At 45.4% G+C, this 23,621-nt stretch carries 20 protein-coding genes; 11 read left to right on the top strand and 9 right to left on the bottom strand.

Annotated elements, in window-relative coordinates; translation table 11 throughout:
* Positions 1-244: 244 nt before the first annotated feature.
* Genes AACT19_RS21780 through AACT19_RS21760 form a run of 5 tightly spaced genes read right to left on the bottom strand, consistent with a single transcriptional unit; the run spans position 245 to position 7,520 of the window.
* Complete coding sequence (locus AACT19_RS21780) at positions 245-1,447, bottom strand: type III PLP-dependent enzyme (protein ID WP_065605427.1); 1,203 nt, start codon at positions 1,445-1,447, stop codon at positions 245-247.
* Positions 1,440-3,305 carry an IucA/IucC family protein gene (locus tag AACT19_RS21775; protein ID WP_076648727.1) on the bottom strand — a complete coding sequence of 622 codons (1,866 nt, stop codon included), beginning with the start codon at positions 3,303-3,305 and terminating at the stop codon, positions 1,440-1,442. The genes AACT19_RS21780 and AACT19_RS21775 overlap by 8 nt, the downstream gene beginning before the upstream one ends.
* Positions 3,277-4,494 carry an MFS transporter gene (locus AACT19_RS21770; protein ID WP_076648726.1) on the bottom strand — a complete coding sequence of 406 codons (1,218 nt, stop codon included), beginning with the start codon at positions 4,492-4,494 and terminating at the stop codon, positions 3,277-3,279. The genes AACT19_RS21775 and AACT19_RS21770 overlap by 29 nt, the downstream gene beginning before the upstream one ends.
* Positions 4,495-4,500: 6 nt before the next feature.
* Complete coding sequence (locus AACT19_RS21765) at positions 4,501-6,312, bottom strand: IucA/IucC family protein (RefSeq protein WP_076648724.1); 1,812 nt, start codon at positions 6,310-6,312, stop codon at positions 4,501-4,503.
* Entirely contained in the window at positions 6,309-7,520 is a 1,212-nt protein-coding gene (locus tag AACT19_RS21760) for an ATP-grasp domain-containing protein (protein ID WP_076648722.1), read from the bottom strand. Before AACT19_RS21760 ends, AACT19_RS21765 begins: the two co-directional genes overlap by 4 nt.
* Positions 7,521-7,761: 241 nt before the next feature.
* Between AACT19_RS21760 and AACT19_RS21755 the strand changes: the two genes are divergently transcribed.
* The 7 genes from AACT19_RS21755 (at position 7,762) to AACT19_RS21725 (ending at position 16,596) form a co-directional block, all read left to right on the top strand.
* On the top strand, positions 7,762-9,798 hold the full coding sequence (locus tag AACT19_RS21755) for a TonB-dependent receptor (protein WP_076648720.1): 2,037 nt from the start codon (positions 7,762-7,764) through the stop codon (positions 9,796-9,798).
* A gap of 184 nt (positions 9,799-9,982) precedes the next feature.
* Complete coding sequence (locus AACT19_RS21750; protein ID WP_076648718.1) at positions 9,983-12,112, top strand: TonB-dependent receptor family protein; 2,130 nt, start codon at positions 9,983-9,985, stop codon at positions 12,110-12,112.
* A gap of 87 nt (positions 12,113-12,199) precedes the next feature.
* Positions 12,200-13,177: a Fe(3+) dicitrate ABC transporter substrate-binding protein gene (locus AACT19_RS21745; RefSeq protein ID WP_017089232.1), complete on the top strand. Its 978-nt coding sequence runs from the start codon at positions 12,200-12,202 to the stop codon at positions 13,175-13,177.
* Positions 13,174-14,208, top strand: a complete 1,035-nt coding sequence (locus AACT19_RS21740) for a FecCD family ABC transporter permease (RefSeq protein WP_029406264.1) — start codon at positions 13,174-13,176, stop codon at positions 14,206-14,208. The genes AACT19_RS21745 and AACT19_RS21740 overlap by 4 nt, the downstream gene beginning before the upstream one ends.
* On the top strand, positions 14,208-15,179 hold the full coding sequence (locus AACT19_RS21735) for a FecCD family ABC transporter permease (RefSeq protein ID WP_029405042.1): 972 nt from the start codon (positions 14,208-14,210) through the stop codon (positions 15,177-15,179). The genes AACT19_RS21740 and AACT19_RS21735 overlap by 1 nt, the downstream gene beginning before the upstream one ends.
* Positions 15,180-15,181: 2 nt before the next feature.
* Positions 15,182-15,946: a Fe(3+) dicitrate ABC transporter ATP-binding protein FecE gene (gene fecE / locus AACT19_RS21730; protein ID WP_004731684.1), complete on the top strand. Its 765-nt coding sequence runs from the start codon at positions 15,182-15,184 to the stop codon at positions 15,944-15,946.
* Positions 15,947-16,176: 230 nt separating this feature from the next.
* Entirely contained in the window at positions 16,177-16,596 is a 420-nt protein-coding gene (locus tag AACT19_RS21725) for a VOC family protein (protein ID WP_004731682.1), read from the top strand.
* Positions 16,597-16,749: 153 nt separating this feature from the next.
* On the opposite strand, the gene AACT19_RS21720 is transcribed toward AACT19_RS21725, so the two are convergent.
* From AACT19_RS21720 to AACT19_RS21710, 3 genes are all read right to left on the bottom strand, one after another.
* Complete coding sequence (locus tag AACT19_RS21720; protein WP_065605437.1) at positions 16,750-17,649, bottom strand: DMT family transporter; 900 nt, start codon at positions 17,647-17,649, stop codon at positions 16,750-16,752.
* Between the two features lie 153 nt (positions 17,650-17,802).
* Complete coding sequence (locus tag AACT19_RS21715) at positions 17,803-17,979, bottom strand: FAD-dependent oxidoreductase (protein WP_017092045.1); 177 nt, start codon at positions 17,977-17,979, stop codon at positions 17,803-17,805.
* 133 nt (positions 17,980-18,112) lie between these two features.
* Positions 18,113-19,102 (bottom strand): LysR family transcriptional regulator, encoded by a 990-nt coding sequence (locus tag AACT19_RS21710; RefSeq protein WP_065681686.1) that lies wholly within the window; start codon positions 19,100-19,102, stop codon positions 18,113-18,115.
* Between the two features lie 100 nt (positions 19,103-19,202).
* On the opposite strand from AACT19_RS21710, the gene AACT19_RS21705 reads away from it, so the two are divergent.
* Entirely contained in the window at positions 19,203-20,555 is a 1,353-nt protein-coding gene (locus tag AACT19_RS21705) for an MATE family efflux transporter (protein ID WP_076648716.1), read from the top strand.
* A gap of 171 nt (positions 20,556-20,726) precedes the next feature.
* Here the strand turns inward: AACT19_RS21705 and AACT19_RS21700 are convergent, their stop codons facing one another.
* Positions 20,727-21,164 carry a Spy/CpxP family protein refolding chaperone gene (locus tag AACT19_RS21700; RefSeq protein WP_017087288.1) on the bottom strand — a complete coding sequence of 146 codons (438 nt, stop codon included), beginning with the start codon at positions 21,162-21,164 and terminating at the stop codon, positions 20,727-20,729.
* 226 nt (positions 21,165-21,390) lie between these two features.
* On the opposite strand from AACT19_RS21700, the gene AACT19_RS21695 reads away from it, so the two are divergent.
* From AACT19_RS21695 to AACT19_RS21685, 3 genes are all read left to right on the top strand, one after another.
* The gene (locus tag AACT19_RS21695; RefSeq protein ID WP_004731665.1) at positions 21,391-21,636 is read left to right on the top strand and encodes a hypothetical protein; all 246 of its coding nucleotides are present in this window, start codon (positions 21,391-21,393) and stop codon (positions 21,634-21,636) included.
* Positions 21,637-21,963: 327 nt separating this feature from the next.
* Positions 21,964-22,968, top strand: a complete 1,005-nt coding sequence (locus AACT19_RS21690) for a response regulator (RefSeq protein WP_004731662.1) — start codon at positions 21,964-21,966, stop codon at positions 22,966-22,968.
* 1 nt (position 22,969) lies between these two features.
* Positions 22,970-23,407 carry a PAS domain-containing protein gene (locus AACT19_RS21685; RefSeq protein ID WP_004731659.1) on the top strand — a complete coding sequence of 146 codons (438 nt, stop codon included), beginning with the start codon at positions 22,970-22,972 and terminating at the stop codon, positions 23,405-23,407.
* The last annotated feature ends 214 nt before the right edge of the window (positions 23,408-23,621 follow it).

Genomic DNA, 23,621 nt, shown 5'->3' with positions numbered 1-23,621 from the left:
TGCTAAGTATTTGTATTTCAATTAACTACGGTTTGGTTCTGCATTACGATCACAGTGGGGAGTCGGTTACTCAATCACTGCAGCTGTTTTGCAAAAGGGCTAAGATAAACAGAAGAAAGGCGTTAGTAGACTTGAGTTTACTAACGCCTTTTTATTTGGTGCCTTTTTATTGAGTGCCTTTAGCTGGCTCTATGGAGTTTCAACTCAAACTATCAGTTAGAAATCATAGAGCACAGCGGGACGCTTAGAAATAATGAAACACTGGAGGTTCATGCATTAAGAAGTTTTGATGCGAGATGTTCCAAGCATAAGCGCCTGCTAGAGTGAACACCACATAGTCACCGATATCGACTTGCTCGATATGTTGATTTCGTGCCAGAACATCTTTTGGCGTACAAAGCTGTCCAACCAACGTGGCTGTGGCATGGTTTATCGGATGTGAAATCGTGGGTTGCTGATTACTTTTCACGATTGCAAAAGGGTGGTCATGGCTTTGCGCTGCCGGAGTACGGAAATGATGCGTGCCACCACGGGCAATCACAAAATGCTCGCCAAGATTTTGTTTAATATCCAAGACCTCCATTACGTAATAGCCACAAGGTGCAGAGATGTAGCGGCCACATTCAAAACGCAGCTTCCAATCTTGTAAATGTTCCTTGGAAATCAGGAACTCCAATTTGTCGCAGAACTCCATCCAAGGAAAATGTTGTTTAGGGTTTTGGTAATTGATCCCCATACCTCCACCGAGGTTGATGATCAACTCATCGAGTGAGAACGTTTTTTTCCACTCTTTGACCACTTGGAAATAGCGTTGCATCAAGGCGAGGTGGCGATCAACGTCGAGTTGATGTGACATCAAATGGAAGTGAAAGCCTTTCAACTTTATTAAGGGGAAATCGCGTAGGTACATCAAGGCATTACTTAACTCACTCTCATCTAGGCCAAACGGGGTTGGCTTTCCTCCCATGGCTAACTTGCTAAGTGTGATGTCACCAATGTCAATGTTCATACGCAAGAAGATCGAAGCAGGTCGATTCAACCTCTGAGTTAAAGCACCAATGCGTTGTAACTCAGTGAGGCTTTCGACATGAATCGCATCAACATCGAGTATAATCGCTTGCTCTAACTCACTGGGCATTTTCCCTGGGCCACCAAAGATCAGTGGTTTGTCGAGTTGTTGCTGGTGGAGGTGTGTAAGCTCTCCGCCTGATGCCGCTTCAAAACCATCAACATAAGGGGCTAAAGTGCGTAATATTGGCTCTGAAGGATTCGCTTTCGCAGCGTAAAATAGCTCTACGTTTTTAGGCAATACATGGCGCATCTGTTTAATGTGCTGCTCCAATGCATCGAGATCATAAAGATAAGCACATAATGGTTGCGTTTGTTGCTTGGCCAATTGCTGGATTTCTTGATGGATAGAGGCTGAAAGTTGAGGAGAATTAAGCATGGTGAACTCCTTTTGAATGAGTTGGCCTCGGTGCTGCAACTTGGGTGTAACCGGACTCTTTATCGGAATTTTGCATCAAACGTGTTGTGAAGTTATTTTTGCTTGGGAAATGACCATCGTTAAGCAATGCCATTAGTTCGGGTTGCTGGCCATTGATAGACTGCCAGCGGACGATAGCGTCTTTTAAAGTTCCCCATAACGTATTCTCAAGTGCCGAGTTACCCTCAGCGATAAAGAAAATGGCCTCGCTGATATTGTTAATGAAGGTGCAATAGCCAATACGGTTCCAACCTTGCTCACGGCTGTAGTACACCGATTGACGAGCACGCTCTGAAAGTTGCTGAAGTGTTTCTGATGGCCAAAACTCGCGTAGTAGCTTGGTGCCTTCTAAGTCTCGAATCCATACACAGCAAGGCATGCCTTTTTCAAATCCAATCAACGTATTTTGTAAGTGCGGTTCAAACGCAACCCCATGTTTGAAGTAGTAGTTAAAGACGCCCGGAATCAAACAATGCAGATAGCGCTCAAACCACAGCGTGGCGACATTGTCATATTGGCTTTGTGTTGTTTGCGCTTTTTGTTTGAGTTGAGTGGCGATGCAGCTGTTCCCGTCTGTATCGTAAGCAAAGAGGGCTCCCGCTAACGTTGGTTGCAAAATATCGGTTTCGCTTAAGGTGAAATTCTCTCGATACAAAATACCAAACGACTCGCGAGCTTTAATAACATCAGTTTGTTCCTGCTCGGCAACCGACTCTAGATCCAATGTGGTCGCGTAAGGTTCAGTCATTACCTTGAATACAGGATTACGTAACTGTTCACTCTCTTTGATGGGATGCAGAATCGAGGTTAATTGAACGGCACTATCGAGCTCATACCATGCGTTTTTACGTACGCAGTTAGTTAAACGTACATTGATAGAGAACTTAGCAAACCAATCCATATCTGGGTGGTACAGAGTGCGCACGGATGAAGTGGGTAAGAGTTTTTCACCACCTAATCCAAGCGGGATGATTTTGCCTTGTTGAATGGCCGTTTTGACCACTGGGTTTTGCAAAAGTGTGTAACTTTCCCAAGGGTGGCAAGGGTAAAGCATAGTACCTGCGGAATTGTTTTCATCAGGTGCAAGTTGTTCAAGCATGGTCGTTGGTGAGGTTCGGTCATCTGAACTCAAGACGTCGAGCAACGCGGTGTCGACCTTAAACCAATATAGGGGAACCTTAGCGCCAACCTCAGGGGAACACGCTAGCAGATCATCGATACTGACCCCTGAGCGACTCTTTGGCGTTGGATGAAAAGTATGTCCCCAAAGTAACGATTGCTCTGATGCGATAAACGCGTTGTGATGCTGAGGTGAGTTGTCTGAGTTTAGGAACTGCTCGGTAATCAACAAACTGTTTTCCATTTGCTCGACCAACTCGTGATTGAATGGAATCGTCAGCATTTCTTTTAGGTAACTGAGTAGATGCGTCAGGGTTTGAGTTGCGTCCAATTTGCACCAAGCTGCACCGGGCATTTTAGCCCAAGGTGTATCACTGAGCTTCACTTTCCCCAGTTTACTGGTGTACTCAACGGGTAAAACCATCAGACCATTTTTCTGAGGTTGATCTTGGTGAGGTAGGTGAATGGCCACGCGTTGGTGAGCGTTGTAGTTTCTTTTCAAAGTTTGAGGCAGAGAGGCAGAACTGTAGCGCCAATTAACCTGTTCATTGGGTATCGCGTATTCACGCAAGTAACAGTTCACCACGCCCATGATGGTATTGAGTTGGGCTTTTTCTCGGTTTAGCAGTACTTTTTTACGATTTTGAAGAGCTTGGTCTTCAGCGTAATGTTCACTTGGAGATAATTGAGTCTGTAACATGTTGATGTCCAAATTTTGAATGGATGATCAGCGCGATAGCAGCAATGCCACTGACCAACATAGAAAGTATGAAAGGAAACTCAAGCCAGCCCAAGCTTGATATAAAAGACGCGCTCAACCCAGCCGCAACGCCACCCCATTTAGACATAGCGTCAAAGCGCGAAAATACTTTGCCGCTTTGTCGTCGATCAATTTGGTTTGCTAACGCTTGATGCAAGCCGTGATAACAGCAAACCATGCCAAGTCCGAAAACAATACGAGCAATAATCAACACTTCTTGATAAGGAGTGAGATGCATTGCTGCACTGAGTGAAAGCAAACCAAAGCCTAGCCATAAAGTACGCTGCGCTTGATTACGTTCAAACTGGTGGCGATCAACCCATTCTGAGAACAGATGGACTTTTCCTGCAAAGAGCAGATAAACACCATGTGGGAGGGCATATAAAAACCCAATCCACGCTTGGCTTGTCACGCCATATTGCTGCACATAAGGCGAGAAATAGGGGAACGTGACGACCATGGCGAAAGCAAAGCTGAACTGCGCGCCAAACACCCAATAAAGCGTATTTAACGAGTTGGTTTGGCTGCTTTGAGCTTTATTCGATACCTGATCTTTTACAATTCCCTTAGATTTCGCTAAGTAATCGATGGGTAATGTTAAGGTGATCAATAGCGCGAATAGCGGCAAAGCGGACAACCACAGATACGCGTTCAGCGGGTTTGTTTCTGATAAGCTCCAGCCAAGCCCTATCGGAGCAATAATTAGAGCCAGACGGGCAGAAAGCTGAGTTTTATTGAGTGACTTACCGAGTGATTTCGCATCGTTGATTTGGCTGGATAAGTAGCTGTTTGAGGCGGCCATGGTGCCACCAAAGGTTCCTTGAATGATAAGACCAAACACAAACATTGAGAGATTATCGGCTAAGCCACACAGCGCGAAGCCTGCTGCAAGCCCGAGTTGAGCACGTAATAGAGAGCGACGTCTGCCATATTTATCAGCAAACTGCCCCCAAAAGCGTGCCGCAACGGCAGTGCAAAAGGTCGGCAAAATGAACAGTACCCCCGCCCAGTCCGAAGTAATTTTTGCATCCAGTGTTGGCAATACCATTGGCAAAAATAGCGGCATGCCTAAGGCTGCAAACGCGGCGATAAAGTGGCTTAAAAGTACACAATAGATGAGTTTGGTCATGATGCGTTAACTCACACTCTGCTTGATGTTTTCAAGGTAAGCGTGTTGTGCTTCTTCGCTGGTTAGCAATAAAAAGTTCGGTGCTGACAAGCCATAAAATTTATTGATATCGCTTGCACCGGATGACTCTTTAGACAACAAGCTACCTGAGCTCAATAGATATTTAGCGTATAGGTTGGGTGACTCAAACAACATCTCGTTTGCGAGCTTGGTGTTGTGTCCTTGTTTGTCCAACTGGCTAAGCTGTTGGGAAAGGCTATTGGCAACCACTTCATATAGATAAGCTGACGTGGCGATTCCTTTCGTCGCCATTGCTTCGACAATCGCGGCAATGTCTAACTGCAAAGTAATCGTGGTAAACATCTGACCAAGAGCAAGTTCGTTGTCTACAGTGATGCGCTGATCTAAAAGCTGCTCACATTTTACAGGCGATTGTTGTTCAAACGTTTGGAAACGTTCTGGCCAAATACGTGCTGCATCGTTGTCTTTCATGGCTAAGGTCATCTTGCCTTGCTCATCGAATGCAATGATGGCGTTTTGTTGGTTGGACTCCAAAGCGATACCGTAACGAATCCACAATGTAAGGTGCACTTTGCAAAGCAGATCAACGTAATCTTTAAACCAAGTCAGCGTATCTTGCTGATAATACTGTTCAGCGAGGTGTTCCAAGAATAAACGTTCATCAGGCATTGGGCTGGCAAGCGCAGCCACAGGCACCGGTGCTTTGTCTTGGAAGTAGCTCTGCGGGTATTCACGCACAATGTAAGCAAAGGTTTTATCGTCTCCAACATGGCCGCCATGTTTCTCATTACAATGGAAAAGCGTGCCACGTAAGTCTTGATCTGTTTGCTCTAAGTGCGTCAATAAACGTTCAAACCAATGCCCATCATAGAGCGTCGATGGTTTGATTAGGCGAATGTTTTTAGTACCTAAAGATCGCATGATCAGCGGTACTTTGATGTGAGTCTGTGGTGCTTGATTCACGACCACAGTGCGCACTGACAGGGTAGGAGTCACCTCAAGACACGCAACCGGCGCTTCAATGACACCATCAGGAAGTCCATCAAGACTTCTTAGTGTTAATGGGTGTGCGGGGAATAACTCATGGCTAAGAGCAAAATCGGCGGGCAGACCCACTTGCTCCATCGTTGGCCAACATTCTGGTTGTGGACTGGTCAATGTAACGAGTGACTTCTCGATTGCGAGCCAACGAAGTTCAAAGCTTTGTGCAAATTCTGGCGCGAATTGTTCTAGGTCGTGATCGCTTAAACCGAACTTAGCACGTGCTGTCGGGTAGTAAGGGTGGTCAAGATAGGATGCGATTTGATCGGCACGTAATAGCTTTTTCTCCCAACGTTCTAGTTGAGAAATCGGCTGCATGAGTGATTCGGATTGCTGACTGAAGGCGCTATCACACAATCCTTTGTGTTTTTCTGCGCATTCGAGTTCTTGCAAATAACCATCTAATAACGAATGCGAGCTTTCGTGAGCACTTGCTTTCAATAATTCGATCCAATCTTGATAGTGCTGCTGGGTTTCAACGACACCATTTCTCTCGATGAACCAACCATCACCTTTCGAGCCATCTGGTTGGCCGTATACCCAACGCTGCATGTAATAGCTCGGAGTAACGGGCAAGTAGAGTGTAAAGTCTGAACCCGCAAAAACAGCCCAAATTTGATTACGAGGATAAGAAGATAACTTGAGTGTACTCGGGAGCTGAGATTCAAATCGGCTTTGAGAAACTAATCCGAATAAATCTTCACGCAAGCAAGTATCGACTAAGCGTTGAGTGAGGTATAACGCGTTTTCATTCATGCTGTTACCTCGTTTGTTGCTGTTAGATTGAAGCGAGAGATTGCCTGTTGTAGCGCGGGTTCTAGTGTTCGACCAGAAGGAGAAACGACCGAAATTCTCGCTAGGTAATCCTTGTTGGAGAAACTTTGTTGGAACGTCTCACCAACCTTCTTAAGCACTTGCTGTTGAGTGACAATATCGCCCTCTTGGTGAATGAAAGAGGTTGATGACCCTTCAATCAAACCGCTTTGTTGCGCCACTACATAGTGCACATGGGCACTGCCATCAATACGAAATATAGGGTCAAGCTTGTGACCCAAGTGAAGATTTAAGATGGTATTGAACCAATTCCCGCCACTGAGGTTATCAAGCAAAAATTCCCGGCCATCACCAATACTTCGATAGTTGATCTCGACCAGTACCGGCCCCGAATCTGTGATGATGAATTCGCTATGACAGACACCAAACCCCACCCCAAATGTTTGAAGCTGACGTATACATTCTTTTCGGTAGTGCACGCTGTTAATACCATTCCAACTCGCCGCTGTTTCGATGAAGTAAGGTGGCGCAGAGAGTTCTACATCGAACCCACCAAGTGCGACTAAATTTTCCCCGTCGCCAATGGTTTCGACAGTGATAAGCGGACCTTGTAAAAACGCCTCAACCAAAATGGGAGTCGTAGGGTGCTTTTGCCAAAACGTATCGCAATAGTTATCCAGCTCAGCTACAGACTCGCAGCGCTGCACGTCTAAACTAGCCACGCCCTCCTTGGGCTTCGCAACGACAGGAAAATCGAAATCGAATACAGGAGCGCTCTCTCGACTTAACAAAACACTTCGAGTATTAGGTAACGATTTTTCGTTGAGAACCTGACGAGTTAAGTATTTGTTTTTCGCCTTAAGAGTCACATTCCAATCTTTAGCAGGCACACCAAAGAACTGTGCACAGATTGCGGTGGAAGTTTGTAGGTGGTCGCTGTTACTGAAAACAGCATGAGGTTCTAGCTCTTGCTCTGTGATGATTTCGATGAGTTCAAGAGGGTTGAAGACATCGCATTCCAAAATTTCATCGGGATTAAAGCGGTCATCTTCATTTGCCAGTTTTAAGTGGTTGAGTTTGTGGTCTGTGATCAAAATGACGTGGAGACCCATCGCTTTTGCTGTCGGCACGAAGCCGTGAGTGATCGCATCATTCACGACGTGACTCACGATGATTATCGTAGATTTCATGGGGCTTTCCTAATTTCCAAAACGTTGTTGTCACCTGCTCACAACTCGCTTTCAAGTGCTCTCTTTCGGGGTTAAAAGAAAGAGAATTTTTCTATCTTATTGTTTTTATTGATTCTTATATCATTAGTTGTGTTGCATATTGCAAAGCAAATATAGATCAAAAAATATATATTGCAAATATAAATGATATTTGTTCTTATTCGCAATATTGTTATTTTATAAACTAAAACGGAATTAGAAAATGAACATTAGATTGGCCTTGTCCCCTCTCGCTTTGGCTATTGGAGGTGCATTAACCGCAGTGGCTACCGTGTCGAATGTAATGGCTGCAGAAGAAGTAACGGTGGATGAAACCCTACAAGTTATTGGTCATCAGTACGAAGGTTACGCGGAGCATATGCCTCAGTCAGGAACCAAAACGGATGTCGAATGGTTGGATGTACCGCAGGCAGTATCGGTGGTCACAAAGACGGAAATGGAAGACCGCGGTGCTGTACGTTTGGTGGATGCACTTGATGGTGTCGCAGGGGTTAACAATACCTTGGGTGAGGGAAGCCGAGACCAATTTGTGATTCGTGGTTTTGATGCGCTCAACGACATGTACCGTGATGGTATGCGTGATGACGGGACTCTGCAATCGTACCGAAGTCTAGCGAATATCGAACGTGTCGAAGTGGTAAAGGGCCCTGCAGGCGCACTTTACGGCCGAGGTTCTGCGGGCGGTATCATTAATTTGGTCACCAAACGTGCTAACGGTGATAATTTCACACACGTTAATGGCAGTGTTGGCAGCAATAATCTTTTTGTTGGTCAGGTTGACAGCTCGATGGCGCTTAGTGACAAGGTTAGTGGTCGTATCAACGTGGAAAGTCGACAGTCTGATTCCTATGTAGATCACGTCGACTCTAATGATTTCTTTATCGCACCCACCATTCGTGTATTGCCTGCTGAGGGGCATACCATTGATCTCGATGTAGAATATGCGCACCAAGAGCTAGTACCATATCGTGGTGTTCCATCTAAAAATGGTAAGCCTGTCGATGTCTCTGAAAGCACATTTTACGGTGGCACGAATGACTATCAAGAGTCAGACAGCATTCGTGTTGGCGTTAATTATGAATGGCTTTTGAACAGTGAATGGGCATGGACAAACCGCGCAGCATACAACCATATCGAGCTTGAGCAAAAGGGTACGCGCCAAGGAACGGTAACTGGGAATGAAGTATCTCAGACTGTAAATAACTTCGGTTACGACCCTCGTACCACGACGACTCTTCAATCTGAGCTAGTTTGGGAAACCGATTCCAATCAAATGATGATCGGCGCGGACTATAATCAGATCAATATCGACTTAACGCTCGCAAGCGATAAAACCTTACCTCCGAAAGACATCTATAACCCTGTAGCAGGTCCAACACCTGATCCGGGTTTCAAACCTTTCCGTGATAACACGACAACGACCACCGGTGTCTACATTCAAGACGTTTACACCTTTGGTGATCTTTCAGTGATCGGTAATGTGCGTTACGACTCGATGGAGCTTGAACAGCAAAAAGCGGGCTCAGAAAAAGAGAATCTAGACGATGACAAAGTGAGCTACCGCGGTGGTTTGGTCTACCGAATCAACAACGATATGTCAGTGTACGCAAGCTTAGCTCGTTCATGGCAATTACCTTACTCAGGTATCTACATCAACCCTAAATTAGCAGAATTCTTCCACACCGACCTAAAAGAAATTGGCGCAAAAGCTTACCTATTAGATAACGCTTTGATGCTGAATGCCGCGGTCTTCCAAATCGATCAAGAACAACCTGAAACCAATATAGATGGAGACGTTGTTAACAAGATCGAAGCTCGTCACCAAGGCATTGAATTAGAAGCTCGCGGTCAGTTTACCGGGCAGTGGGACATTTCTGTAGGCTACAGCTATTTAGACGCGGAGAACAAAGAGACAGGCAAAAAGCCAAACGATGTGTCTGATCATTTGTTCTCTCTTTGGAGCACTTATCAGTTAGATGACAACTGGCGTTTAGGTGGTGGCGTGAAATACGTAGGCGACCGTTACGCGGGTAATGATGAAGCGGTAGCTCTGGGTGACTACACCACGGTTGACTTGATGGCAGCGTACACCACGGGTCGTCACAAAGTTCAAGCGAATGCTTACAACGTGCTTAATGAGAAATACATTTTGGGCGCAACCAACGGCACGTCTGGTACTAACCAGATTGGTTACGGAGCGCCAGCCGAATTTATGCTCAGCTACGGCTATCAGTTTTAAAAGCTAATTCAGTTCTAAGAGTTCGTTCATTTCTAAGAGCTAGTTCGACTCTAAAAACGATTGATTTGTTCGCTACGAATGAGTGAACAGTTGGCTTCATTTTGAGGCCGTTTAGCCCATAGGATCAAAGCGCCGAATCGTAAACATGGCCTTTGATCCTAACTTGCCTATTTAGGAGATTTTCATGCTTTACCAGAATTTGGATGGTAAACCCTGTACTCAATCACATCAAAAGTTGCGTCTAAGTGCCCTTGCAATGGCCATCGCTTCAGTGACTTCCATGGGCGCATTTGCCGCGTCAGATCCACAAACGACGACCATGGAAACGGTTGTCGTGACGGGCAGCTTGATCGGTAATTCAGAACTTGAGGATGTGAAAGAGTATCCGGGAGCTCGTACTGTTCTGACTAATGAACAAATTAAAAAGACTGGCGCACTCTCGATTGACTCTGCCTTCCAAAGTGTGCCGGGCATTAAGGTTCAAGACGAAACGGGCACCGGTGTTTTGCCTAACATCTCAGTGCGTGGTTTGAAAGCGAGTCGCAGTGGGCACGCTCAATTCCTCATGGATGGTGCTCCTCTGACACTGGCGCCGTATGGTCACACAGGACAATCAATTTTCCCTGCAACGCTGTCGATGCTTGATCGTATTGATATTGTGCGAGGCGGTGCGGCTGTTCAGTACGGACCAAACAACGTCGGTGGTGTGATCAACTTGGTGACCAAGCCTATTCCACATGAGTGGCAAACGGAAATCAGTAATCGCTTTACTGTATTCGAGGGTGGCGATACACCGCTCAACGACTTTTACCTGCGAACGGGTGGTTGGTTAACCGATACGCTGGCACTTCAAGTCGAGGGGAACTTCTTAAAAGGTGAAAGCTTCCGTGAACACTCCGACACGGATGTAAAAAACTTCCAAGCGAAATTGCAATGGTTACTGAGCGATACTCAAGAGTTACAAGCTTTCGTTCAACGTTATGATGCCGACACCCAAATGCCGGGCGCTTTATCGCCAGATGATTATGACAAAGATCGTACTCAGTCGAAGCGCCCATACGATGAATATCAAGGCACTTCAACGCGTTGGAGCCTGAAGTATTTACATGACTTGAATATTGCAGATAGCGCCGAATTAGAAATACTGACGTTTGGCCACCGTTCTGAGCGTTTCTTCCAATGGGGCTTTAACAGCGCTGGCGGTCACTGGGCGGACCCTGCATTACCATCAACTGATATTCGTACGTCACCACGTGAATTTGCTGTTTATGGTGTTGAACCTAAACTCGCGATGTACTTTGACGGAAATACCGTAACGCAAAACGTGATTGTTGGGGCACGCTACGTCAACGAAGATATCGATTACAAGCTGACTCAAACGCCAATTGCTGGTGGTGCTACAACAACCCCACGTGATTGGCACTTAGATACTGACGCTTTTGCTGGTTACATCAGCAATGAAATCGGCCTGTTCAATGACGTACTGAAAGTCACGCCGGGTATTCGTTACGAATCGATTGATATGACGTTTGATGATCTGGGTACAGCACAGAGCACAGACAACAAAGTGACGGAGTGGTTGCCGGGCTTAACCGTGGCATACCACCTGACAGAGCAATGGGTTGGTTACACTAATGCACAGAAATCTCTGCGTGCACCACAAATTGCTTACATCCGTGGTAAAGGTGAAGAGGGCAGTGAGCTAGCGTGGAACTACGAGTTGGGTGCTCGCTACAACCAAGATTCAACCAGCTTTAACATTGCACTTTACCGCATTGATTTTGAAGATCAGCTGCAATGGCAAAGTGCTACCCAAACTTTCGATAACATTGGTAAAACCCTTCACCAAGGTGTTGAGCTCTCTGGTCGTTATATTCCTCAAGCGATGCAAGCTTTGAGTTTGGGCGCTGGCTATAACTACTTAGATGCAACGTTAGAGGAAGAGGGCGCAAATAAGGGTAACCAACTTCCATACACGTCTAAACACCAATTTAGCTGGGATGCGACTTACGCCTTTAGCAAGGTAGATACGACTTTGTCTGGTTACTACTTCAGCGAGTCTTACTCTGACAATGCGAATACAAGTGCTGAAGATGCAACGGGCGCGACAGGTAAAGTGCCTGCCTACATGGTCTGGAACTTTAACCTAGGTTCGGATTTGTACAAGGATGAAAACAGTAAGCTGCGCATGAACCTTGCGGTGAACAACTTGTTTGATGAGGACTATTACTTCCGCGGTATTGATACCAGCCCGGTTGGTCGTTATCCAGCACCAGGACGTTCTTACACTTTGGATCTGAATTATCAGTTCTAATACGTAATTTATTGAAAGTAATAACGAATAAAAGTCGCCAATACTCTTGGCGACTTTCACGGTTCTAGCGTTTAAGGAAAATTAAATATGGAAAACAACTCTCGCCTTTTGTTTTCGAATCAATTGATACTGTCGAACGGATTGCTGTCACTCAATAAGCCGTTTTTATTCAGCAGGATAGCGATAACCTTAGCTTTGCTGGTTTTAAGCTTGTTTTCATTCTCCAGTTCAGCACAAACCAGGGTCATACAAGATGAGCAAGGTCAGTTTGAGATAGCGACTACCCCACAACGTATTGTGGTGTTGGAGTTCTCATTTGTAGATGCGTTAGCTGCGGTGGGGGTTTCTCCAGTTGGTGTTGCCGATGACAATGATGCTTCGCGAGTGATTCCGGCGGTACGCGAATTGGTTCAACCATGGGAATCGGTTGGCATGCGTTCTCAGCCTAGCCTAGAGGCCATTGCGGTATTAAAGCCTGACCTGATCATTGCAGATGCAGAGCGTCATCGTACTGTCTATCAAGATCTACAACGCATCGCACCAACGCTGCTTCTGAAAAGCCGCGGCGAGACGTATCAAGAGAATTTGGAGTCTGCACTCAAGATTGGTATCGCTCTCGACAAGCAATCGTCAATGGAACAACGAATTCAACAACATCAACACGCCATGGCTGAATTCAAAAGTCATTTCTCGCTCAAACAAACCGTCCAATTCGCTGTCGTGTCGGATAAAGGTATGTGGTTACATAGCCCTGCATCTTACGCAGGGGGCGTGCTGACCGCATTAGGTATTGCGAGCCCTATTGTGAAACCAACAGAGAAGGCATATTTACCAACCAGCTTTGAGTTGTTGTTGAAAACCAACCCAGATTGGTTGCTCCTTGGTGCTTACTCTCATCCAAACATTGTTGATGATTGGCAGAAAAATCCGTTATTCAATGTACTAACCTCTGCAAAAAAACAGCAAGTTGTAGAAGTGTCACCAGCACTTTGGTCATTGAATCGAGGCATGTTAGCGGCAGAACAAATGGCGAAAAATCTTGAGCAGATCTTGGATCCATCATGAGTACAATGTTGTTCTCCAAAAGTAAGCGATTCTGGCCAATACTGTCGTGGCGAGTCATATTATTTACGGCATTAGTGTCGTGTTTGGCACTATCTGGTTACGCAGCCTCTATGACCGGATGGTCTAATTTCTCTTTAACATTGAGTGACTTGATTCACTACTGGTTTGCGTTTGATGAAAACAATATGACTCATCAAATATTGGCGACGCTAAGAGCGCCAAGAGCTTACGCAGGGTTGTTTATTGGTGCGAGTTTGGCCGTCGCTGGGTTATTGATGCAGGGATTAACGCGTAACCCACTAGCGTCTCCATCGATTCTTGGCATTAACGCTGGCGCAGCCTGTTTTATGGCGTTAGCTGCAATAGGCATACCTGTGGTTAGTGATTTAAACTCAATCCTTAATGCTGTTCTTGGTGCATTGCTAAGCGGCGGTGCCGTGATGCTCCTCGGTGGTTTTTTCTCCGAACGTTCTCATCCGTTACGTTTGGTTCTCGCGGGTATCGCCATTACTGCGTTATTGCTCGGACTGACACGAGCGGCGCTGATTCTTGCTGACGACATGGCTTATAGCGTCTTGCATTGGCTTACTGGCTCACTGTCTAGTGTGGATGATGAGCAATGGCAACAGCTTTGGCCGCCTGTAGTGATTGGTTTGGTGTTGGCAATGAGTCTTGCTCGCAACCTCAACTTACTGGCACTTGGTGAAGAGGTTGCAGTGGGGTTGGGCAGTAACATCAGGTTTACTCGCCTCGTGAGTGGACTGACGATCGTGTTGCTTGCCGGAGCAAGTGTCGCTATCGCAGGGCCAATTGGCTTTGTTGGATTGTTAGTGCCTCATTTGGTTCGACCTATGGTCGGGCACAATTACCATTTACTGATTCCTATTTCAGCATTGGCCGGCGCAGCATTGGTGTCTTGGTCAGATGCACTGTCGCGAGCGATTGCTTTCCCGACTGAAACACCCGTTGGTGTTATTACTGCTTTGCTCGGAACACCTTGTTTTATTTTGATTGCGACGAGGAGATCTTAATGCACCATCACACTAAGATAATTTTGTTATCAGGGATTCTCATATTAGTGGCATCCGCAGGTTTGTTTGTCGGCGCAGCTTCGCTTTCTGTTTCTCAAGTCATCGAACATTTGGTCGCGTTTTCCAGCGACGACTTTGTTATCAATCAGTATCGGCTACCACGTATGTTGCTCGCGATAAGCGTGGGCGCAGGGTTAGGGCTTTCAGGGGTATTAGTGCAAGGCGTGATACGTAATCCGTTAGCATCGCCTGATCTTATGGGTATTAGCGCCGGGGCAGGCCTTGCTGCGACAGCGAGTTTAGTTTGGTTCCCCAATGCACCAGTCAGTGTGCTTCCGGTTGTGGCGATGTTCGGTGGGGTATTGGCTGCTGGGCTGATTGCTGTATTGGCATGGTGGTCAAGGCCTACCCCCGCTAAATTGGCGCTGATTGGTATTGCAGTGAGTGCGTTTCTGGCCAGTTGTATCGACTTCTTGCTGGTCACCAACCCGATCGAGATCAACACGGCTATGGTGTGGCTTACTGGCAGCCTTTGGGGACGAAACTGGCAGCAAGTCCCGTTTATTTGGAGTGCGCTGCTCTTGTTGTTACCCATGGCATTATGGTTGGCGTGGCGATTAGATGTGATGGGGCTTGGCGAGGAAAGTGCGACCACATTGGGCACTAATCCAAAACAGATTCAAGCTCTCGCGTTATTGGCCGCTGTATTGCTTGCCAGTGTTAGCGTTTCTGTTGCTGGAACGATCAGTTTTGTGGGTTTATTGGCGCCTCACGTAGCACGCTTGTTGTTTGGGCATAATCATAAGTTGTTAATCCCAGCATCTGCACTGGTAGGGGCAATTCTGGTTACCAGCGCTGATGGGTTGGCCAGAGGTCTACAACCACCTATTGAATTGCCAGCAGGCGTTCTCACGTCTGTGATTGGCGCGCCTTATTTCATCTTTCTTCTCTATCGTTATCGAGGTTGGTAACCATGCTTAAAACGCAGAATCTTTCCGTCGCGTACGGCAAACAAACGATCATACCGAACCTGTCGGTTTCTATCCCTAAGGGAAAAATCACCGCATTGATAGGACCTAACGGGTGCGGTAAATCTACCTTGTTAAAGACGTTAGTCAGAATTAACAAACCAGTGGCTGGAGAGGTGTTGTTTGAAGACAAACCGCTATCAAGCTATGGCGATAAAGCGCTTGCTCGTTCGTTGTCACTTCTTCCGCAAATCTTGGTAAGCCCTGAGGGGATCACGGTAAGAAAGTTGGTCGAATATGGCCGTTCGCCTTATGTGTCTCATTGGGGGAGGCTAGGGCAGGACGATCAAAGGATTGTCGAACAAGCTATGCGTGATACAGGTGTGCTTGAGTTTGCTGATAAGCCTGTTGAGTCACTGTCTGGTGGCCAGCGTCAAAGAGCATGGATTGCGATGGTAATTGCACAAGATACGGATGTAGTGATGTTGGACGAGCCGACCACATACCTTGATATGTCTCACCAAGTGGAATTAATGAACCTGATGCAACAGATGAATGCCAAAGGAAAAACGGTGGTTGTTGTGTTGCATGACCTGAACCAAGCCAGTCGTTACTGCGACCATTTAGTGGTTCTGGAAAAAGGGAGTTTAATAGCAGAAGGCTCGCCTGATGAGGTGATGACCGAAACTATGCTCAGTAAGGTGTTTGATCTCAAAGCGAGCGTGTTTCGTGACCCTATTTCAAATACGCCAATGTGTGTCGCGATTTAGTTATCTGTTCTGAACAACGAGATCACCAAGGCACAAATAACAGAACACAGGCAAGGAAGCCACATTAGATTAAGTCGTCTAAACTTAAGGTTTGTATGTAGTCAAAGCAGAACAATTTGGGCTCTAAAAAACGTTCTCGAAAATAAACGTAAATTAACCCTTTACCTCAACTTAACTTGAGGTATTAGGATGTGCAACGTTGCTTACGAGAATACTTTAAGGAGAGAAGAATGATCCAACTTGAACATGTAAATTTAGTGGTAAAAGACATCCCAGAAATGCTGGTTTTCTATAAAGCGGCGTTCCCTCATTGGTATGTACGTGATGAGGGAAAAGGGGAGTGGTCAGGCAAGCCACGTAACTGGCTGCATTTTGGTGACGAGTACCAATATATAGCGTTGAGCGATCACGGTGAAGGTGAAAATAGAGATTTGGCAGGGCATTCTGTTGGCCTCGCGCACTTCGCTTATGTGACCAATAATATCGAAAGCGTAACCAAGCGGCTTGTTGATGCGGGCTTCCCAATTGCCAAACCCGGTGCCGAAGAACCTTATCGTAAAAACGTCTACTTTGTGGATCCGGCCGGCTTTGAAATCGAGTTCGTTGAGTATTTGAGTGACGATCCAAAACTACGTAACGCTACAAGCTAGCCGTAATACGCCGCTTTACTAAAGTTGGTTAGCTGAATGAAAACGCGTTAGAGCATTTATAGAAAAGGGCATTGTGGAATAATCCGCAATGCCCATTTTAGATCTATTTAATCGCTGATTAGCTAACTGATGTTGAGCTCTTTTAGCTGGTGTCTACTTAGCTTTAAACGGCATCAACAGTTGTTTGCCAAACACATTGATAAGAGCACCCGTCACAATAAGGCTACCACCTAGGTAGGTCCAAACTGATGGAATCTCATTGAACACCCAAACACCTAATAATGCTGAGAATACGATCTGAACGTATGAGTAAGCTGAAGCTTTACCAGCTGCTTGAGTTTGCATTGCTTTGGTCAAACCATATTGGCCGATCTGAGTGAAAATTCCGACCAGAACCAGCATCATGGTTAAGAAAAGGCTAGGCCACACAAAGTCGTTCCAGATCAGGGCGGTCGATATTGGCAGAGCGACCAGTGGGAAGTAGAAGATGATCACTGAGCTGTCTTCAGTTTGGCTAAGCTTTCTTACAATCACATAAGCAATTGAGCTACCAAACGCGCCACACAACGCTAGCATAATACTGAATAGCGGCAACTCGCTGCTCGCGCCGCTGTTCATGCTTGGCTGTACCATTACCGATAATCCCACTAGGCAGAATACAATGCATATCATGGTCGACTTTTGGACGCGTTCCTTGAGGAACAACACACCGAGCAACGCGGTAAAGACAGGATGCACGTATTGCAGAATGGTTGCTTCTGCTAACGGAAGAGTGGTTACAGCGTAGTAAACACACATCAGTGCTGCGGTGCCTACCGCGCCACGAACAAACAACAGAGGTTTGTTGTTGCCCCAGATAGAAATACGTTTGCGCTTCACATCGATATAACTGATGATCAACGACACCAAAGCCCTTGCTGCAACAATTTCAAATACAGGTATGCCGTAATTGCTAACGTATTTCACACAAGCTGACATCAGTGCGAATCCAAAAGCAGAAAGGATCATGAACCGAACCCCTACAGGGATCAGTGAAAAAGAGAAAGAAGGCATAAAAATATCAATTGGTTGAGGGGAAAAGGAATCATAACGTAGTTTAGAAGAGCCGACCAAAGTCTTTGTCCTGTTCTGGTCAACTTGATTCAATTAATTCTCATTTCAGTTCTGTTCGTTTTTATCTCACATAAGATCGGCGATAGCTCAGTTTTATAAAATCTCCATCAGCAGAAGGTGATACATAATGATGCCAGTACCGTCAGCACGTGGTTGTGCTGCTTTTTCGTATATTCGAGCTTTAATACCAAATTTACGCAGTGATAATGCAAGTGCCAAGCCATTCAGCCCCGCACCAATAATTGCGACTTTTAGACGTTGTTGTTCCATGACTTTCTCCTAAGAATAAGATGCCAATATCTGTGTACTGGTTCATAGGGCGTAAGATAGGTCATTCGAATCGATAAATAAACGTTATAAATTATAAGGTTAATGCAGTTTTAAAAAATGAGGCACCAATCCCCTAATAATCTTGGATAACACCAAACCAATGGTTCTGATGGGATAGTGATTTAAGCAACTCGATTTCTTTTGCTGTCTCTTCCCTAAGCCATTCAATAAGGTCATTGATGATAGGCGTGTGAGTACGTTGGTGCATGAAGTAAGTCCAAGCACTGTGTTGGATCTTTGCATTCTTAGGGCAGTACAAGAAGCCTCGTTGGAGATCTTGTTGTACTAACAATAGATCCGTGACCGTAACGCCTTCACCGGATAAACAAGCACTGAGTGCCATATCTAAAGACAAGAAACTGGTATTTCTGACGGGTTTCTTTGGTGGGAATTCAACATCGGCCAACCACACTTTCCAGTCATGGTGATCTAAGGTCGGGTGCAACCGTGGCATGGTTAAGATCGAATCGAGGTCGGTGTCTTTACTCGTTAAGTTGGTCGAATTAGTTAAATTGGCAGAATTCGTTAAGCTAGTCGAGCAGACCGGTGCCATGAACTCTTCACGCAAGAAGGTGATGTCAGGTGCCTTGTCATAGCGTTTTTTGAAACGCGTGTGGAAGATCAGTAGATCATACTCACTACTATTAATCGATTCGTCTTCTTCAATTACAGGAACAATGACGATCTCATGATCTTGATAACGCTCGTTTAATTCCCTGACTTTAGAGATCAATACTCGCGTCGCGAAACTCAAGGTCGCTTTGATCACAATACGTTTCTGCTTGGGCTCACTCCAAGAGGCGATGACAGCTTCGATATTGCCGTAGCTTTCTCGCAAAGCTACATACAAATCATGACCTTGTACCGTTAATTCAATCGCTCGATGCTTACGAATAACCAGTGATGCGTTTAACTCATCTTCAAGCTGTTTGATCTGTCGGCTGATTGCACTTTGTGTCACATGCAGCTCTTCGGCAGCCAGAGTAAAGCTCATCAGCCTTGCAGCAGCTTCAAACGCTTTTAAGCCATTATGTGAGGATGGCAAGCTAGGATATGGGGTCATAATTCGTTCGCATGAGTTTATGGAATGTTAGAGTCGCAAATTTATCAATTGAACGCCAGCCTCATCGATCGTATTTTGGGCGAAATTACTTGAGGCGCTCATGAAAAAAATACTCACTCTTGCATTCCCTTTGATCATTTCACAGCTGATCTCTATGGCGTTAGTCCTTACTGATGTTTGGATGATGTCGCGGATCAGTGTGTCAGCCCTTGCGGCTGGTGGCTTAGGCGCCTCTATCTACTTTTTCATCTTTATTATTGCGAGCAGCACCGTGGGTTGTGTCGCCAACTTGATTGCGATTGCTTATGGTCAGCGCGTCGCTCGTCCTGAGTTTGGTAATACTCAAATCAGATTGGCTGTGAAAGGCGCAACCATGTTGACATTCGTGCTCAGTGTGACCTTAATGGCCAGCTTCTGGTTTGCTCCGTTGGTATTAGAAGCAGCCAAACAGCCGCCAGAAGTGATCACTTTAGCCATGGAATATGTCCATGCTTTGAAGTGGGTGATGTTGCCTTCGCTTATCTTATTGGTGCTTCGCGGCTTAACCAGCGCGTTTGGCAATGTGCGTTCTATTCTGGTGATGTCTATTATCACCGTAATTCTGAATGTGCCAGTCAGCTACTTCTTAACCTTCCAATTAGACATGGGCTTAACAGGTTTAGGGCTAGGTACGGCTATCGCGGCATTTATCGTGATGGTTGGATACACGGTTTGGGTATTCAAACGTGACGAATTCAAGCAGTTCGCCCCTTGGTTAAACACAGAAGAGTATTCAATCAAGTTGATGAGCCCGCTTTTAATGATGGGTTTACCTATCGGATTAGCAGCATTACTTGAACATGGCCTTATTTACGGCGGCACCTTGATGGCGGGTACGATCAGTATTGCTTCGCTAGCCTTACACCAAATTCTACTGCAATGCTTAAGCTTTACTTGGAACTTCAATTTCGGTTTCTCACAAGCTGCGGCGATTTTGGTGGGGCGTGATTTCGGTGCGGGAAACTACGAAGGGATCAAAAGAACCTCGATTCTCAGCTTTATCTTGGTGTCGGTGTTGAGCGTTGCTTTGTCTGCCGTGTTCATCATATGGCCGGAAATGATCGCGTCTATCTTTAAGCTGGACGATGGCACGGGTGCGATGACCTCACTGTTGGCTTCTGTTATCTGGGTAGTGGCGTTGTGCTTTATTGTTGATGCTTGGCAGCTACTGGCGATTAACCTGCTAAGAGGCATGAAGATTGTCTCTATGCCAACCGTGATGACTGCCATCGGTTACTGGGTATTTGGCCTACCTGCCGCTTGGTATTTGATGCCAAAATTTGAATTGGCAGGGATCTGGGGTGGAATCGGCGTTGGTTTGGGCGTGACAGGTATTCTGCTGCTTATCCAATTGATGCGTGTCATCCAAAAGAACAGCAAGTCTCCGGATTTGTCGAATCATGCTTATACGTGATTTGCTAATGGTGTACTGAACACAAAAAAGCCGCAGTCATCATAATGATTGCGGCTTTTTGTTGTCTATTCAGATTCTCCCTTTTCTGGGGGAGATGGGAAGAATCAATATCAGGATTAGGGGCAGCTATTGTCTACCAGACGATTTATTGCCAGACTACTTTCCACCAGACTACTTTCCACCAGAGAGCGCAGACTTCATCATGGTTTTGAATTGCTCTTTCTGCTCTTCAGTTAACACATTATAAATGTTGTTCTTTAGACGCATTTCTTGCATCACCATCGACTTCTCGGTTGCTTGAACGGTGTCGATGATCTTTTCCATCTCGGCTTCATTGAAATCAGGTTGAGTCACAAGGCTGATCTGTTTCTTCTTGAGCTCGATTGCGCTATCCATGTCAATCTGTGTTCTATCAGATTGGTAGCCTTCAACAAGGGAGATGACTTCCGCGTGTTGCTCTTCGCTTAGGTTTAAAGAAGCAATAACCATTTGCAGTGGGCTCACTGCTGGCTGTGGCGGTTGTTGTGGTGATGAAGCACTCACAAACGGAGCGGTAACGAGTAGAGCTGAAGCAGTTAATACACAAAGTGACTTTTTCAGTGATTTCATTGAATTTCTCCTATTAGTGGAAACATGAGTATAGATGGCGAAGCTGAACTCGATATGAACACGCTGTTCAGTTAAGTGTGCTCAGTGATTTACGTTCACTTAAATTCGTTCAGATAAGTACCTTCAAGTAAGTAGAGAGTGGGTTAGACCTTGGTCTTACAGAAACCTACGGCAAAGGTGACTAGAATGATTTGAGTTGCTCACCGTTTTATCAAGGAATACACAAATGGAAGTTGGATTGTTCTGGGCTGAAAAAGGAATGTTAGTGCTTGGCGCACTGTTTGTTTTGACTAGCATGATGCAGTACGGAAGACGCAGTAGTGATTGGAAGGGCGTGATTACGATGTTTTATAAGCGTATCCCAATGAGTATCGCGGAATACAAATGGTATCGTTTGGGTATCGCTTTATTGGTGTTTGCTGTGGTTATACGTTTCGCATTACTGATCCTATGGCCTTCATATCAGTTCTAGTTATTCACATTACGTCTCTTATCATGGCTACATAAAGCCGATAAATGAATGAGCAAACCGAGCCTTAATAAACTCACTTATTAAGGCTACCATTTCATAAACTAGCGCTGTTGTTCCATAAAAAAGTGCTATTACTCTATAATGATGAACGGTTATTACCTTTGTAGCATATTGTTTTTCATGAAGAATAATGCCAGATAATAGCTCACCTGCTTATTCCATCATTCTTACTAATAATCTACACATAAATTCATTCACCCCGTACCTGATACTATAATGTTCTGTTACACTCGTCCGAATTAGCTTTAATTTGTCGGTGGTGCATTTATGTCGTTCCCAGTTCTTATATGTGATGATTCTGCGTTAGCAAGGAAGCAGATGGCTCGATCACTGCCTAGTTCTCTAAATGCAGATATAACTTTTGCTGTTCATGGGCTTAATGCACTTGAAGAGTTAGCTCAAAACCAATTCAAACTGATGTTCCTCGACCTCACCATGCCTGAGTTAGATGGCTATGGCACATTGGAAGAGATGCAACGTTTGGGTGATACCACGCCTGTTGTCGTTGTTTCGGGTGACATACAACCAAAAGCACAACAGAAGGTGCTGGATCTCGGCGCCAAAGCGTTTTTACAAAAGCCGATCGATAAAGAAGCGCTAAAAGCTATTTTACGTGAGCATGTTGAGCCGCCAAAACAGCCTCAGATCATTACTCCGACCGCCTTAGAACTGCCAATACTTCGCCGACGCGATATCTATATGGAAGTGGCGAACGTAGCGATAGGCCGTGCCGCTGATGCACTGGCTCGTCACTTTAATGTATTTGTTCATTTACCACTGCCGAACGTCAACATTTTCGAAGTGAGTGAATTGCACATGGCACTTCGTGACCTAGCGGATAACGACCAAGTGTCGGGTGTTTGCCAAGGCTTCAGCGGAGAAGGCATTGCAGGCGAAGCATTAGTCTTACTGAGTGATTCCAGCGTGAGCGATCTTAAGAAGCTCATGAAAGTGCCAACCGAAAGCGAACAGCTTGAAGAGTTAGAACTGCTGATGGATGTGTCGAACATCTTAGTTGGCTCATTCTTGAATGGGTTAGGGGAGCAATCAGAAGTTCGTTTCTTCCAAAGCTCACCTGTGCTGCTTGGGCAACATATCTCGATTGATTCTGTCATTGAAAATACCAGCGGCTCGTTTAAGAAGACCATGACCTTTGAAGTCAGTTACAACATTGATGGCACTTCAATCCGTTGTGACCTTCTATTTATGTTCGTTGATGAGTCTCTGCCTCTTCTAGACAACAAATTGGCCTACCTAATGGAGGAGTTTTAATATGCTGAATCTTCCTGCTGAATTTGAACAGTTCCACTGGATGGTGGACATGGTTCAAAACGTCGATATGGGGCTGGTGGTCATTAACCGTGACTTTCAGGTACAAGTTTGGAATGGCTTCATGACGCACCATAGCGGTAAGCAATCGCATGATGCGATCGGTAAGTCGATCTTTGAGTTATTCCCTGAAATTCCTGAAGAGTGGTTTAGGCTCAAAACCAAGCCCGTCTACGATCTCGGTTGTCGTAGCTTCATTACATGGCAACAAAGGCCTTATCTGTTTAAGTGCCGTAATGTTAGGCCTGTAACCCAACAAGCCGACTTTATGTATCAGAACGTGACGCTGAACCCGATGCGCTCACCAACAGGACAAGTCAGCTCATTGTTCTTGTCGATTCAAGATGCGACTGCAGAAGCGTTAGTCTCTCAAAAGAACTAACACTGCTCTATTCACTAAACAGCACTTTTCTATGTGCGTATTAGCATCGGTCTGATCAGCGAATAACAATGGCTAAGGTTAACCACCTTAGCCATTTCTTTTTCTTTTTATTCTTCAAATCTAATTTTCCTCTAGCTTTTCACGTCAACCAATCTTCTTTTTCTATGCGCTTTACTAAATATTCCAGGTTATACCAATTCCATTAATTAACTTA

Origin of the sequence: Vibrio sp. 10N.222.47.A9 (genome assembly GCF_963872585.1) — a bacterium.
GTDB classification, from domain to species: domain Bacteria; phylum Pseudomonadota; class Gammaproteobacteria; order Enterobacterales; family Vibrionaceae; genus Vibrio; species Vibrio splendidus.
The sequence above is the reverse complement of the archived record's forward strand: the minus strand, read 5'-3'. Positions and strand labels throughout refer to the sequence as shown.